The organism is Sphingobium sp. R-21 (assembly GCF_049913335.1).
Lineage (GTDB): Bacteria > Pseudomonadota > Alphaproteobacteria > Sphingomonadales > Sphingomonadaceae > Sphingobium.
The window spans coordinates 457,398-471,119 of the sequence record NZ_CP184374.1; the positions used below are offsets into that span (position 1 = coordinate 457,398).

13 protein-coding genes are annotated in these 13,722 nt (G+C 65.1%); 9 read left to right on the plus strand and 4 right to left on the minus strand.

Annotated features, from left to right (window positions below; translation table 11 throughout):
* Window positions 1-76: 76 nt before the first annotated feature.
* The 7 genes from ACN9MX_RS02130 (at window position 77) to ACN9MX_RS02160 (ending at window position 8,163) form a co-directional block, all read left to right on the plus strand.
* Entirely contained in the window at window positions 77-640 is a 564-nt protein-coding gene (locus tag ACN9MX_RS02130; protein ID WP_363825162.1) for a tail tape measure protein, read from the plus strand.
* Window positions 637-2,964, plus strand: coding sequence for a DUF2460 domain-containing protein (locus ACN9MX_RS02135; protein WP_363825165.1), 2,328 nt, complete (start codon window positions 637-639; stop codon window positions 2,962-2,964). The genes ACN9MX_RS02130 and ACN9MX_RS02135 overlap by 4 nt, the downstream gene beginning before the upstream one ends.
* The gene (locus tag ACN9MX_RS02140; protein ID WP_363825168.1) at window positions 2,961-3,779 is read left to right on the plus strand and encodes a DUF2163 domain-containing protein; all 819 of its coding nucleotides are present in this window, start codon (window positions 2,961-2,963) and stop codon (window positions 3,777-3,779) included. The genes ACN9MX_RS02135 and ACN9MX_RS02140 overlap by 4 nt, the downstream gene beginning before the upstream one ends.
* Before the next feature lie 8 nt (window positions 3,780-3,787).
* Window positions 3,788-4,147 carry a peptidoglycan endopeptidase gene (locus ACN9MX_RS02145; RefSeq protein WP_363826572.1) on the plus strand — a complete coding sequence of 120 codons (360 nt, stop codon included), beginning with the start codon at window positions 3,788-3,790 and terminating at the stop codon, window positions 4,145-4,147.
* A 12-nt stretch (window positions 4,148-4,159) separates the two neighbouring features.
* Window positions 4,160-6,358: a phage tail protein gene (locus ACN9MX_RS02150; RefSeq protein WP_363825171.1), complete on the plus strand. Its 2,199-nt coding sequence runs from the start codon at window positions 4,160-4,162 to the stop codon at window positions 6,356-6,358.
* Window positions 6,359-6,392: 34 nt separating this feature from the next.
* Window positions 6,393-6,896 carry a DUF2793 domain-containing protein gene (locus ACN9MX_RS02155; protein ID WP_363825174.1) on the plus strand — a complete coding sequence of 168 codons (504 nt, stop codon included), beginning with the start codon at window positions 6,393-6,395 and terminating at the stop codon, window positions 6,894-6,896.
* Between the two features lie 190 nt (window positions 6,897-7,086).
* Window positions 7,087-8,163, plus strand: coding sequence for an OmpA family protein (locus ACN9MX_RS02160; RefSeq protein ID WP_426387224.1), 1,077 nt, complete (start codon window positions 7,087-7,089; stop codon window positions 8,161-8,163).
* Window positions 8,164-8,248: 85 nt separating this feature from the next.
* On the opposite strand, the gene ACN9MX_RS02165 is transcribed toward ACN9MX_RS02160, so the two are convergent.
* Window positions 8,249-8,413: a hypothetical protein gene (locus ACN9MX_RS02165; protein ID WP_363825180.1), complete on the minus strand. Its 165-nt coding sequence runs from the start codon at window positions 8,411-8,413 to the stop codon at window positions 8,249-8,251.
* Between the two features lie 63 nt (window positions 8,414-8,476).
* Here ACN9MX_RS02165 and ACN9MX_RS02170 point away from each other — a divergent pair, with 63 nt between their 5' ends.
* Window positions 8,477-9,034, plus strand: coding sequence for a superoxide dismutase family protein (locus tag ACN9MX_RS02170; protein ID WP_363825183.1), 558 nt, complete (start codon window positions 8,477-8,479; stop codon window positions 9,032-9,034).
* A 39-nt stretch (window positions 9,035-9,073) separates the two neighbouring features.
* On the opposite strand, the gene thpR is transcribed toward ACN9MX_RS02170, so the two are convergent.
* Window positions 9,074-9,619, minus strand: a complete 546-nt coding sequence (gene thpR, locus ACN9MX_RS02175) for an RNA 2',3'-cyclic phosphodiesterase (protein ID WP_363825186.1) — start codon at window positions 9,617-9,619, stop codon at window positions 9,074-9,076.
* Between the two features lie 120 nt (window positions 9,620-9,739).
* Between thpR and ACN9MX_RS02180 the strand changes: the two genes are divergently transcribed.
* Window positions 9,740-10,477, plus strand: coding sequence for a Bax inhibitor-1/YccA family protein (locus ACN9MX_RS02180; protein ID WP_363825189.1), 738 nt, complete (start codon window positions 9,740-9,742; stop codon window positions 10,475-10,477).
* A 56-nt stretch (window positions 10,478-10,533) separates the two neighbouring features.
* Here the strand turns inward: ACN9MX_RS02180 and ACN9MX_RS02185 are convergent, their stop codons facing one another.
* Window positions 10,534-11,163: a glutathione S-transferase family protein gene (locus tag ACN9MX_RS02185; RefSeq protein ID WP_363825192.1), complete on the minus strand. Its 630-nt coding sequence runs from the start codon at window positions 11,161-11,163 to the stop codon at window positions 10,534-10,536.
* Window positions 11,164-11,399: 236 nt separating this feature from the next.
* Window positions 11,400-13,718, minus strand: coding sequence for an ATP-dependent Clp protease ATP-binding subunit ClpA (gene clpA, locus ACN9MX_RS02190; protein WP_133651698.1), 2,319 nt, complete (start codon window positions 13,716-13,718; stop codon window positions 11,400-11,402).
* Window positions 13,719-13,722: the final 4 nt, after the last annotated feature.

Consider the following 13,722-nt stretch of genomic DNA (forward strand, 5'->3'; position numbering starts at 1 on the left):
GAGGGGAAGCTCGGCCGGGCTGAGCTCCCGCCTGCGCAGGAGCGCATTGCGGTTCAGGATGAATTTGGGGGGTGGGATGGACGAGGAAATCGACAATCTGGTCGTGCGGGTGCGGGCGGATACGCAGGGTTTTGCGCGGGATGTGGAGGCCATGCGAGGGGCGCTGGAGGGGCCCTTGGCCACGGGCGCGGAGCGAGCCGGACGGCGGATCGAACAGGGCTTGCTGCGGGCCCTGCGCACCGGGGCGTTCGGGTTTCAGGAATTGAAGGCGGTCGCGCTGCGCATGCTGGATGATATTGCCGCCGGCGCCCTGCGGGCCGGGGTGAACAGCATTGGTGGCGACGGCGGGCTGATCGGGCTGGCCGCGTCGGCGCTGGGTCTGCCGGGGCGGGCGACCGGCGGGCCGGTGGCGCCGGGGCGGGCCTATGTCGTGGGGGAGCGGGGACCCGAGGTCTTCGTGCCGACGATGAGCGGGCAGGTCGTTGCCAATGGCGGGCCAAATGGCGGGCAGGGCGGCGGAAGCGTCCGGGACGTGCGGGTTTCCATTGCGGTTCAGGGGCAGGGTGCCGACAGCGCCCGATTGCTGGCGCGCAGCGCGCGGCAGGTGGCGCGCGCGGTGAGGGGAGCGATAAACGGATGAATGCCTTGGGCTATTGGCTGGCGGATGCGCGGCGGGGGCAGGAAACGCGGTTCATGAAGCGTTTTGCACCGACGCACTGGACCGTCAATTTTCCCCGGCCGATGATGGCCAGCGTGGTGACGACCGCGCCCGATGCGCTGCGGGTGGATGCGGTCTTCTACGGATCGGGCGATCTGGCCGGGCTGATCTGGGAAGCGGAGGACAGGTGGAGCCATGCTCTGCTCGCCTATGACACGGATCGGGATTTTCGCGACTGCGTGTTGTGCTTTCGCTGGCGCAGTGGGGGGCTGCGGCGGCTGGACCAGACGCATGGGCCGACGCTGACGATCGAGGGGAGGGATGCGGCGGGCCATGCGCGGGCCTGGTATGTGCGCTTGTGGAACTATGCGAGCGGCGGGCCGGAAGATGCTGTCGTCACGCTGGATTTTTCCGCGATCAGGAGCGGATTCCTGCCGAGTGAGGGGGAAGAGGTGTGGGCGGGCGATGTGGACAGGATGTTCCTCTCGCTCGCGGCGCCAACCTATGATGCGGGGAGCACGCCGTTCGCGGCCGGGGTCGAGGGATGGTGCGAGCTTTCGGACATGCGCTGCGAGGGCGCCGGATCGGTGCTGCGCGTGGGCGACGTGGTGCTGCCCGAACATGGGCTGTCGATGGCGACCGGCTATGACGACTGCTTCAACCAGACGCCGGAGCGGATCGTCGCATCGATCCATGCATTGGGTTATCGCGGGGACATCAACCATTATGTCGGGATGAGCCATTATTTCCGGCTCGAACCCCTGGGCGGCGGACTTTATATCAGCCTGGCCGGGGGCGTGCTGAATGCGCCCTGCGCGGCCTGGCATGCGGATTTCGCGCGGCAGGCGAAGGCATTCGGGCTGGGGATGATCTGGTCGCTCTCCTATGAGCTGTTCGACGCGCATTGCTGGAATGACTGGAAGCAGAGGGCGGAGGATGGCACGCCCGCACTGACGGGCTGGTCGCCGCCTTCGACGTTGCTCTCCCCGGCGCATGATGGCGCGATGAGCTATTTGCGGATGGTAGCCGGGGCCTTTGTTTCCATTGGCTTGGCGGCTGGTATTCCGATCGGCTTTCAGGTGGGTGAGCCCTGGTGGTGGGTGATGCCTGCGGATGGGCGCATCTGCCTGTATGACGATGCGGCGCGGACGGCCTTTGGCGGGGCATTGGTGTCGATCCCGGACGTGCGGGGCGCGCTGAGCGGCGGGCAGAAGGCGTTGCTTGACCGGGCGGGCGAAGTGCTGGCGGCCTCCACGGCGGCGCTCTGCGCCTGGGTGAAGGGAGTGGCGCCGGGGGCGGTGACGCATCTGCTGGCCTATCTGCCGACCGTGCTCGATCCGCTGGCGCCGGAAGCCAAGCGGGCGAACATGCCCTTGGGCTGGGCGTCCCCCGCCTTCGATGTGTTGCAACTGGAAGATTATGACTGGGTGACGCAGGGGCGCGAGCGGCTGACGGCGCGGGGTGTCGAACTGGCGGTGGAGCGGCTGGGCTATCCGGTCGAGGCGCAGCATTATCTTTCAGGCTTCGTGCTGCGCGGCGAGGACGTCGCGCAATGGCGCGAGATCGCGGCGGCGGCGGATGCGGCGGTGCGGCGCGGGACGGCGGCGACCTTCATCTGGGCGCTGCCGCAGGCGGCGCGGGATGGCTTTACCTGCTTCAGATTATCTGGGGAGAAAGAAATGCAAGCCTTTGATGATGTGTCTTTTCCTCTGGCGATCGGGCGGGAGGCGAGCGTGGCGCCCGCCTTTTCGACGCAGGTCGTGGAGAGCGTTTCGGGGCATGAGCGGCGCAGCAGCGACTGGGCCGATGCGCGATTGTCCTTCGATGCCGGGCCGGGCGTGCGGTCGGAGGCGGACATGGCGGCGCTGATCGCCTTCTTCCGGGCGCGGCGGGGGGCGGCGCGGGGGTTCCGCTTCACCGATCCCTATGACGATCGCAGTTGCGGCATGGGGGAAGCGCCGGGGCCGTTGGACCAGCGCCTTGGACTGGGCGACGGGGTGCGGACGGCGTTCCCGTTGCAGCGCTTCTACGGCGCCGGCGAAGAGGCGCAGGTGCGGCGGATCACGCGGCCGGTGGCGGGAACCATCAGGGTCGCGGTGAATGGCGCCGAGATGGTGGGCGGCTGGAGCCATGCCGGGTTGGGAATGATCGCCTTTGACGCTGCGCCTGCGGAGGGTGCGGTGCTGACCGCCGGTTTCCGCTTCGATGTGCCGGTGCGCTTTGCCGAGGACCGGCTGGACATCAATCGGGCGACCTTCGCGGCGGGCGAGGCGCCTTCGGTGCCGTTGGTGGAGATCAGGGAATGAGCGGAACGGAGGCTTTGGAGAAACCGCTGGCGACATTGGCCTTTTGCTGGCGGATCGAGCGGCGGGACGGGGTGACGATCGGATTGACGAGCCATGATCGCGATCTGGAGATCGGGCATATGCTCTATCGGGCGGCGCCGGGGATGACGCCGTCCGCCGTGCGGAGCGGGATTGGCTTCGATGGCGCGGACAGCGATGTCGAAGGCGCGCTGGTCGCGGATGCGATCAGCGAGGCGGATCTGGCGGCCGGGCGCTGGGACGGCGCCGGGCTGGAGTTGCGGCTGACCGAGTGGGAGAAGCCGGGCGATGTCTGGCTGCTGCTGGCGCGCGGCGAGATCGGCGCGGTGAAGCGCAAGGCGGGGGCCTTTACGGCGGAGTTGGTGGGCGCGATGGCGGCGCTGAAGGCCTCTGTCGCGCCGTCCACATCGCCCGATTGCCGGGCAATGCTGGGAGACAGGCAATGTCGCGTCGATCTGGCCGGGCGGCGGCGGGTGGTCATTGTCGGCGCGGTCGAGGATGCGGTGGCGAGCGTCGCCGGGCTGGAGCCGGGGGCCTATGCCTTCGGGACGTTGCGCTGGCTGACCGGAGCCAATGGCGGGATAGTGCAGGGGGTGATCGACAATGGCGCCGGCGATGTGAGCCTGGCCGATCCGCCGCCATTTGCGGTGGAGGCGGGGGCGCTGGCCTTGCTGACCGAGGGGTGCGACCGGCAGCTTGCGACGTGCATCGGCCGGTTCGGCAATGCGGTGAATTTTCGCGGGGAGCCTTATCTGCCGGGGACGGATTTGCTGACCCGCTATCCGGGAGCCGCATGAGCGGCGCGGTGGCGGAGGCCAGGGCGCTGGTGGGCGTGCCGTTCCGGCTGCATGGGCGGTCGCCCGAGCGCGGGCTGGATTGCGTGGGGCTGGCGGCGCTGGTCCTGCGGCGGGCGGCGCCGGAGGGATATGGGCTGCGATCGGGGGATGAGGGCCGGGCGTCGGAATGGTTGCGGGCGGCGGGATTGCGGCGGGTCGAGGCGGCGCGCGAGGGCGATCTGGCGCTGGTGCGGCCGGGGCCCCTGCAACTGCATCTGATGATCGTGGTGCCGGGCGGGCATGTCCATGCCCATGCGGGCGTGGGGCGCGTGGTGGAGATGCCGGGGCCTTCACCCTGGCCGGTGATCGGTTACTGGCGGGCGGAATAGGAGTATCTATCTATGGCGACGATCGTGTTGACCGCCCTTGGCACGGCCATTGGCGGGCCGCTGGGCGGTGCCATTGGCGGGCTGATCGGCAATGCGTTCGACCATGCCGTGCTGTTCAAGCCCAAGGGCGTGGAGGGCCGGCGGCTGAACGAGATCCAGGTGCAGACGTCGACCTATGGATCGCAGGTGCCCAAGCTGTTCGGAATGCTGCGGGTGGCGGGAACGGTGATCTGGGCCACCGACCTCAAGGAGGCGCGGCACAGGAGCGGCGGGGGCAAGGGGCGGCCCAGCGTCACGAACTACAGCTATTCGGCCAGCTTTGCCGTGGCTCTGTCGGCGCGGTCGGTCCGGTCGGTGCGACGGATATGGGCGGACGGCAACCTGCTGCGCGGCGCGGCCGGGGACTTCAAGACGGAGCTGGGAGCTTTCCGGCTGCATGAGGGAGGAGAGGATCAGCCGGTCGACCCCCTGATCGCGGCGGTGCAGGGATTGGCGGCGACGCCGGGGCATCGGGGGATTGCCTATGCCGTGTTCGAGGATCTGGCGCTGGCGGATTATGGCAATCGCATCCCCTCCCTAACCTTCGAGGTGGAGGCGGACGAGGGTCCGGTCGCAATTGCCGATCTGGCGGCCGAACTGAGCGGGCGAATATTGACGGGCGAGGGGCTGGGTACGGTGGCCGGCATGGCGGCGAGTGGCGCGGACGTGGGCGACGCGCTGGCGCCGCTGGTGGAGGCGTTCGACCTGTCCCTGCTCGCAGAAGAGGCCGGACTGCGCCTGCGGACTGCACCGGCCGAGGGCGCCGCGCCAATCGGGTCCGACGATCTGTGCCGGTCGGTCAATGGACGGGCGCTGGACGGCTTCGAACATTCGGGCGGCGCGGCCGACAGCGTGCCGGCGACCCTGTCGGTCCGCTATCATGATCCGGCACGCGACTATCAGGCAGGCGTCCAGCGCATCGGCAGGCCGGGTCCGGGACGGCTGGAGCAGGGAATGGACCTGCCCATGGTGCTGTCCGGCGAGGAGGCGCGGTTGCTGGCGGCGCGGAAGCTGGGAGCGGCCTGGGCCGGCCGATCGACGATGACGCTGCGCTGCGGCTGGGACGCGCTGTGCCATGCGCCGGGCGACGTCGTTGCGGTGGAGGGCGTGGCGGGCCGTTGGCAGATCGAGGAGCGGGAGTGGGAAGGCATGGCAGTGCGTCTGGCGCTGCGACGCTTGCCGGGCGCGGCGGCGGCAATTCCAGCGGGCGCATCGTCGGGCGCGGTGGTGCGGCAGGCTGACAGGCCACATGGACCGACCAGGCTGATGCTGGCGGACCTGCCCATGATCAGGGAAGGGGCGGCGACGGCCCCCCTCCTCATGGCGGCGGCGAGTGGTGGAGAGGGTTGGCGCGGCGCGGCGCTGTTCCTGATGGGTGCGACCGGGGAGGCTTCGCCCGCCGGGCGGACGGCGGGTCGTGCCGTGATGGGGTGGACGGACAATGGCTTGCCCGCGGGCAGCGCGACGATGATCGACCAGGTCAACGCTCTCTTGGTGACCCTGTTGTCGGGGGACATGGAATTGAGTGGAGCGGACGAAGTGGCGCTGGGGATGGGCCGCAATCTGTGCCTGGTCGGGCAGGAGCTGGTCCAGTTCAGCCATGTGGTGCAGACCGGCGAGGCCAGCTTTCGGCTGGAAGGATTGCGGCGCGGCTTGTTCGGCACCGAATGGGCCATGGCATCGCATGAAGAGGGTGAGGCTTTCCTGTTGCTGGAGGAGGACCGGTTGGTCGACCTTGCCTCCCATGGCGCCGGGGCGGATATTGGCGGCAGCCTGCGCATGGCGGCGATCGGCGTGGGCGACAGCGAACCGGCCGAGGCGCTGTTGACGATAAGAGGCGAGGCGGTGATGCCGCCTTCTCCGGTGCATGTGACGGCGCGTGCCGACGGGGCCGGAGGCTGGATCATCGGCTGGACGAGGCGCAGCAGGAATGGATGGCGCTGGACGAATGGCGCCGACGTCCCGCTGGGCGAGGATCGCGAAAGCTATGAACTGCGGCTGTTTGCAGGGGCGATGGAAGTGCGCAGGATCATCACCGACCACTCGCCCTGGGCCTATGACGCCGCTGCGGTGACCGAGGATATGGCGCATCCCGGCGAGCTGGCCTGCGAGATCCGGCAGATCGGCACCTATGCGCCGGGCAGGGCGGCGCGGATCGTCCTGGCTGGCTGATCATGGCCTTCCGAAAGAAAAGGACAATTATATCATGACGATGGATTCGACATGCCGTTGGGCCTTGCCCCAACTTTTTGCCGGGCAGGCGCAGAAGGAGTTGTTTCACAACGAGGCCTTGGCCCGGATCGACATGCTGCTGCATGGGGCGGCGGAAAGCGCGGACCTGGACGAACCGCCTGTGGCGCCGACGGCGGGTGCCTGCTGGATCGTGGCGGTCGGCGCGGTCGGCGCCTGGGAAGGCCAGGACGGCGCCGTGGCTGGCTGGACCGAAGGGGGCTGGCGTTTTGCCGCTCCGCGGGCTGGCCTGTCCTTGTGGGTCGCGGATAGGGGGCACGTCATGCTGCATGACGGCGTGAACTGGCGGGATAGCGCTGTGCAGGCGGATGGGATCCATATTGGCGGTACAAAAGTGGTCGGCGCGGCCGGGGCGGCGATCGCCAGTCCCACAGGGGGCGCGACGGTCGATGCGGAGGCGCGCTCGGCGCTGATCGCAATATTGGGAGCGTTGCGGGAACATGGCCTGATCGCAACGTGAGCGGGTGGCGACTTTCAGTGTGTCTGCCTGATGCCGCAACTGCTGTTCGAGATGAGATTTGAGGGGTCGTCAAGCGAGCTAACTGCGTTATATTTGCAACAGTTTTGCCAATTGTGGACTTGCCATGAAACTTTCTAGCCGATACAGGGTTTAAGCAGTCCTTCGTGACACTTTTGAAAGGGGAATTCAGATGCGGAAGCTTGCCCTCGCGGCTGTGCTTGCGACAAGCGCCTTGGCCACCCCGGCCCTGGCGCGTGACAACAGCTGGTATATTGGTGCAGATGCCGGTGTTGTCCTCGTCGAAGATCAGGACATTACCTTCACCCCCGGTAATGGTGGTGCCGCCAGCAACACGGTTGCCGGCGTCGATTACCACAAGGGTTTTGATGTCGATGGCAACATCGGTTATGACTTCGGTGGTTTCCGTCTGGAAGCAGAAGCGGCGTACAAGCGCGCTCTGGTCGACCTCGACAAGAGCGGCTTCGGTGGTTCGGCTTCGGCTCTGTCGTTCATGCTGAACGGTTTGCTGGACTTCGGTCCCGATGATGGCCTTCAGGGCTTCGTCGGCGGCGGTGTCGGCGTTTCGCGCGGCAAGCTCGCCAACGATCTGGTCAATGATTCCGACACCGGCTTCGCCTGGCAGGCGATTGCTGGCGTTCGTTACCCGCTGACCAATCATGTCGACGTCTCGCTGAAGTATCGCTTCTTCAACCAGGACGATATCAAGCTGATCCCGGCCTACACCACCGTCGGTGGCCCCGCCGGTTCGTCGGTTGACACCAAGCTGCGCACCCACAGCGTGCTGCTGGGTCTGACCTATAACTTCGGTGGTGAACCGGCTGCTCCGCCGCCTCCGCCGCCGCCCCCGCCGCCGCCCCCCCCGCCCCCGCCGCCCCCGCCGCCGCCGGTTGCGGAGTGCAGCCCTGGACCGTACATCGTCTTCTTCGAATGGGACAAGTCGGACATCACGCCTGATGCCGCCACCATTCTGGACAATGCGGTTTCGGCCTACAGCAATTGCGGTAGCGCCCAGGTCATGCTGGCGGGCTATGCGGACCGTTCGGGTTCGGCCTCGTACAACGTCGGCCTGTCGCAGCGTCGCGCTGACTCGGTCAAGGCCTACATGGCTTCGAAGGGTATCCCTGACGGCGTGATGACCACCCAGGCGTTCGGTGAATCGAACCCCCGCGTGGAAACGGCCGACGGCGTTCGCGAACTGCAGAACCGTCGCGTGGAAATCACCTACGGTCCGGGTTCGGGTCAGTAAGATTTCCGTCCTTCGGGACTGAAGAAAAGAGGGGCCGGTCGCAAGACTGGCCCCTTTTTTATGCCTCCGGTACTGGCAAATCCTGTCAATTGTCGCGCGGCTCATGAAACGCGTTGCTGGAGCCGAGCGCGGCGGCAATGGCGGCGACGAGTTGCGCCGAGCGCCGGCTTTCCTGCCAGTGCAGAAACATCCGGTTCAGCAGTTCGAGATGACGCTTATCGGACGGAAAGACGGTGACATTTCGGATCACTCAGGCAACAAAAGACCGTTATGCTGCGTTCGCCTGGCAGCATCCTTCTTGGAGTTGTTCATCATGAAAATTGCCGCAATTCTTCTGGCATCCCCCTTGCTTGCCATCGCATCGGGCTGTGCTGCCGCATCGTCGGAAACGGCGACCGCCGGTGATGCCGCTGCGCCGGTGGCGCGTGCAAAGCTGCTGGCTGGCGATGGAACGTCACGGGGTGATGCGGTGGTGACGCAGGCCACCGATGGCTTGCATGTTCTGGTGCGCGCGCAAGGTCTGACGCCGGGCATGCATGCCGTGCATATCCATGGCACTGGCGTGTGCATGCCACCGGATTTCGCCAGCGCTGGCGGGCACTGGAACCCGACCGGGCACAAGCATGGCAAGGACAACCCGGCCGGAATGCATATGGGCGACATGCCGAACATGATCGCCGGCGCTGACGGTTCAGGGGAAATGGAATATGTCATCGCCGGCGCAACCATCCATGGAGGCGCCACGCCGCTGCTGGACGCGGATGGCGCGGCCATAGTGATCCATGCGCAGGCCGACGACAATAAAACCGACCCGGCTGGGAATGCGGGCGGCCGAGTTGCGTGCGGCATATTGTCGGGGGGCAATTCGTGAATGGCGCGATCGCGGCGTAGCCTGAGCTAGCATCTTCCCTCAGGGCTCGCCCGTTTCCGCCCGATAGCGTTCGATCAGATGATAGGTCGAACCGCTTTCGCTGAGGTGGCTCTCATAGAGGGCAAATTCGCTCACGGTGAATGGGGTGCTGGAAAGGCCGGCATGAAGCGCCATGAAGGCGTCCAAGGGGCCTGCCGTTCGCCCAAAGCGGGCGAGCGTGACATGGGGGAAATAGCTGCGATCGTCCGGGGAAAGACCGGCCGTGACGCAGGCGCGGTCGACCTTCCGGTGAAGTTGCGCCAGGGAATCGTGCGGCTTCACGCCTGCCCAGAGCGTGTGGACATGGCCCTTGTGCTCGAAGCAGCCTGCGCCGGACAAGGCGAGCTGGAAGGGGGAAAAGCGGATTTCGTCCAGCGCATCGGCCAGATCATTGGCCTGATGGCGATTGACCTCTCCCACGAAACGCAGGGTGATATGCAATTGGTCGTCATCCTGCCAGCGCGCTCCCCTGATTCCGCTCATCAGGGCGAGGAGTGCGGCACGGACGCCGGCGGGTGGGCGCAGGGCGACGAACAAGCGGTGCATCGCATTTCTATAGTAGCTTTTCGGGCATAAGTCAGATTGCGCTCGCGGCTTGAATTGGGAACGGGATGAGCCGATAATAGGGAAACCGGCCGCATGGATGCCGGTGAAGGAGAATATCTCATGGCCAATTGGTCCGATCCCCGTTCCGACATTGCGGGTTTTGGCGGCACGACCGTGGCGCGGGGGGAGGCGTATGACGCTGGCCTGCGCAGCTATATGCTGTCGGTTTACAATTATATGGCGAGCGGCGTGTTGTTGACCGGCGTTGTCGCCATGCTGTTCGCCTCCAGCGGGCTTGCCTATCAGATCCTGGCTGGGCCCGGCATCCTGAAGTATATCATCATGTTCGCGCCGTTGCTGTTCGTGATGACGATGAGCTTCGGCATCAATCGCCTGTCGACCTTCGCGATGCAGGCGATGTTCTGGGCCTATGCCGCGGTGATGGGCCTGTCGCTCTCCTACATCCTGCTCGTCTATACCGGAACGTCGGTTGCGCAGACTTTCTTCGCGACGGCGGCCGCCTTTGCTGGCCTCAGCCTCTGGGGCTATACGACCAAGCGCGATCTTTCGGGCTTCGGCACCTTCCTTATCATGGGTGTGGTCGGCCTGCTGGTCGCCAGCCTCATCAACCTGTTCCTGAAATCGAGCGCGATGAATCTGGTGATCAGCTTTATCGGCGTGCTCCTTTTCGCCGGGTTGACGGCTTACGACACGCAAAAGATCAAGAGCATCTATGCCTATGTCGCCGGGACGGACATGATGGGCAAGTCGGTGGTGATGGGGGCGTTGAACCTCTATCTCGACTTCATCAACATGTTCCTTTTCCTGCTTCGCTTCATGGGCAATCAGCGCAACTGAGGCAGGCCTGCCGAAAACATCATGGCCCGGTGGAGTGATCCGCCGGGCCTTTTTATTCAGGAGGGCTTCTGCATTTTCGCGATCAGCGCATTGTCGAGTTCCTTCTGCCGCTTGTAGGCCGGACGTTCGCGCAGGCGCCCGGCATAAGCCTCAAAGGCGGGGCGACTGGGTATCGAACCGAAGCTGAGGCCCCAATCGATCTGCGAGCCCACATAGACGTCTGCCGCAGTGAACCGATCGCCGCAAATCCATGTCTGTCCCGAGACGGCGCCTTCCAGGGTGTCGATCGCATGATCGAAGCTGCCATAGCCCGCCATCCGGTCCCGGCCTTCGGGGACGACAAAGCCCAGGGCCTTGTTGGTGACGGCTGCCTCCACGGGGCCGGCGGCGAAGAAAAGCCAGCGATAATAGTCGGCGCGACTGTCGGTGGAAGGCGCAAGGCCGGCGTCAGGAAAGGCATCGGCGAGATAGGCGCATATCGCCGCGCATTCGGTCACGACCTTCCCCGCGTGCACGACTGTCGGAACCTTGCCCATCGGGTTGATCGCCAGATAATCGGCGGATTTCATGCCGCTTTCGAAATCCAGAATGACCATGTCATAGGGTTGTCCCACTTCCTCCAGCATCCAGCGGGCGATCTGCCCACGCGACATCGGATTGGTGTACAGCGTGATTGCATTCGGCATTGTGACTCTCCTGCATTGGCGCGGGGATATTTGGTCCAGATTGACCATCATCCGCAAGTTCTGCCGCGGCAGGCCGAATGGGCGGGTGCGGCGAGATTGTCCGGACCGGATCGGCTTGGACGCCGTGCGGATCTTCCTGAATGCATCGTACGGAAGGGGGATCGGCTTTCCGTTCAAAAATGATGAGGGCGACCCTCATGGGCCGCCCTCATCATTTCATCGATGCTTTCGTTCGCTTATTTCGCCTGTTCCGCGGGCTTCGACTTGCCACCCCTCTTGCCCTTTTTGGGGGCGGCGGGGGTGATCTCGAACGCGAGGGCATCGTCCTTCATACGGACATGGACCTCGCCGCCATGCACCAGCTTGCCGAACAGCAGTTCCTCGGCCAGCGGCTGCTTGATCTTTTCCTGCATCAGGCGGCCCATCGGACGGGCGCCGTAGAGCTTGTCATAGCCCTTCTTGGTGAGCCATGCCTTGGCATCGTCGTCCAGCGTGATGTGGACGTCGCGATCCGCCAGTTGCAGTTCGAGTTGCAGCACGAACTTGTCGATGACCCGCGCCACGATTTCCGGCGGCAGATAGCCGAAGGGCACGATGGCATCGAGGCGGTTGCGGAATTCCGGGGTGAAGAGCTTCTTCACCGCGTCCTCCTGAACATCCTCGCGGGTCAGTTCGCCAAAGCCGATACTTTCCTTCGCCATGTCCGACGCACCGGCATTGGTGGTCATGATGAGGATGGTGTTGCGGAAATCCACCGTCTTGCCGTGATGGTCGGTCAGGCGGCCATTGTCCATCACCTGCAACAGGATGTTGAACAGGTCCGGATGTGCCTTTTCGATCTCGTCCAGCAGCAGGACGCTGTGCGGGTTCTGGTCGACCGCATCGGTCAGCAGGCCGCCCTGGTCATAGCCGACATAGCCCGGAGGCGCGCCGATCAGGCGGCTGACCGAGTGACGTTCCATATATTCCGACATGTCGAAGCGCTGGAGCGGAATGCCGAGCAGACTGGCGAGCTGCCGCGCGACCTCCGTCTTGCCGACGCCGGTGGGGCCGGAGAAGAGATAGTTGCCGATCGGCTTGTCGGGATCGCGCAGGCCCGCCCGCGACAGCTTGATCGCGGAGGACAGCACCTCGATCGCCCGGTTCTGACCGAAGACGACGCGCTTCAAATCCGTGTCGAGCGTTTCCAGGACCGACTTGTCGTCGGCGGACACGGTCTTGGGAGGGATGCGCGCCATGGTCGCGATGACCTGCTCGATCTCCTTGGGCGTGATCGTCTTCTTGCGCTTCGACGGCACCACCAGCATCTGCATCGCGCCGACTTCGTCGATCACGTCGATCGCCTTGTCCGGCAGCTTGCGGTCATTGATGTAGCGCGCCGACAGTTCCACCGCCGCCTTGATCGCATCGGGCGTGTACTTGACGTTGTGATGCTCCTCGAAGGCACTGCGCAGCCCGGCGAGAATCTTGATCGTGTCGTCGATGGTCGGTTCGTTGACGTCGATCTTCTGGAACCGGCGCAGCAGGGCGCGGTCCTTCTCGAAATGGTTGCGGAACTCCTTGTAGGTGGTCGATCCGATGCAGCGGATTGTGCCGCCGGACAGGGCGGGCTTCAGCAGGTTTGACGCGTCCATCGCGCCGCCGCTGGTTGCGCCCGCGCCGATGACGGTATGGATCTCATCGATGAAGAGGACCGCGTGCGGCATCTTCTCAAGTTCGGTGACGACCGCCTTCAACCGCTCCTCGAAATCGCCGCGATAGCGGGTGCCCGCCAGCAGCGCGCCCATGTCGAGCGAGTAGATGACCGCTTCCTTGAGCACGTCGGGAACCTCGCCCTCGACGATCTTGCGCGCCAGGCCCTCCGCGATGGCGGTTTTACCGACGCCCGGATCGCCCACATAGAGCGGGTTGTTCTTCGACCGGCGGCACAGGATCTGGATCGTCCGGTCGACTTCGGCGCTGCGGCCGATCAGCGGGTCAACCTTGCCCCGCGTCGCCTTCTCATTGAGGTTGACCGTGAACTGCTCCAAGGCACTATCCTTCTTGCCCTTGCTGTCCTGCGCCTTCTTTTCCTCTTCCTGAGCGCCCTTGGTTTCGCGCTGCTCAGGAGCGGCAGTACCCTTGCCCACGCCGTGGCTGATGTAGCTGACGGCATCCAGGCGGCTCATGTCCTGCTGCTGGAGGAAATAGACGGCATAGCTCTCCCGCTCGGAAAAAAGCGCGACGAGCACATTGGCTCCCGTGACTTCATCCTTGCCGGAAGACTGGACATGCAGGATCGCGCGCTGGACGACCCGCTGGAAGCCGCTGGTGGGGGAGGGGTCGCTTGCCCCTTCCACCTTCAGGCTGTCGAGTTCGGTGTCCAGATATTGCGTCACCGCATCGGACAATTCGCCAAGCTCCACGCCGCAGGCCTGCATCACCTTCGACGCATGTTCATCGTCGATCAGCGCGAGCAGCAGATGCTCCAGCGTCGCATATTCGTGACGACGCTCCGAAGCGTGGGTCAACGCATTATGCAGGGTGGTTTCAAGGGCGGGTGCGAAAGATGGCATGTCT

Coding starts and splice junctions, on each gene's coding strand:
- ACN9MX_RS02130 (WP_363825162.1), top strand. CDS start 77: ATGGACGAGGAAATCGACAATCTGGTCGTGCGGGTGCGGGCGGATACG.
- ACN9MX_RS02135 (WP_363825165.1), top strand. CDS start 637: ATGAATGCCTTGGGCTATTGGCTGGCGGATGCGCGGCGGGGGCAGGAA.
- ACN9MX_RS02140 (WP_363825168.1), top strand. CDS start 2,961: ATGAGCGGAACGGAGGCTTTGGAGAAACCGCTGGCGACATTGGCCTTT.
- ACN9MX_RS02150 (WP_363825171.1), top strand. CDS start 4,160: ATGGCGACGATCGTGTTGACCGCCCTTGGCACGGCCATTGGCGGGCCG.
- ACN9MX_RS02155 (WP_363825174.1), top strand. CDS start 6,393: ATGACGATGGATTCGACATGCCGTTGGGCCTTGCCCCAACTTTTTGCC.
- ACN9MX_RS02160 (WP_426387224.1), top strand. CDS start 7,087: ATGCGGAAGCTTGCCCTCGCGGCTGTGCTTGCGACAAGCGCCTTGGCC.
- ACN9MX_RS02170 (WP_363825183.1), top strand. CDS start 8,477: ATGAAAATTGCCGCAATTCTTCTGGCATCCCCCTTGCTTGCCATCGCA.
- thpR (WP_363825186.1), bottom strand. CDS start 9,619: ATGCACCGCTTGTTCGTCGCCCTGCGCCCACCCGCCGGCGTCCGTGCC.
- ACN9MX_RS02180 (WP_363825189.1), top strand. CDS start 9,740: ATGGCCAATTGGTCCGATCCCCGTTCCGACATTGCGGGTTTTGGCGGC.
- ACN9MX_RS02185 (WP_363825192.1), bottom strand. CDS start 11,163: ATGCCGAATGCAATCACGCTGTACACCAATCCGATGTCGCGTGGGCAG.
- clpA (WP_133651698.1), bottom strand. CDS start 13,718: ATGCCATCTTTCGCACCCGCCCTTGAAACCACCCTGCATAATGCGTTG.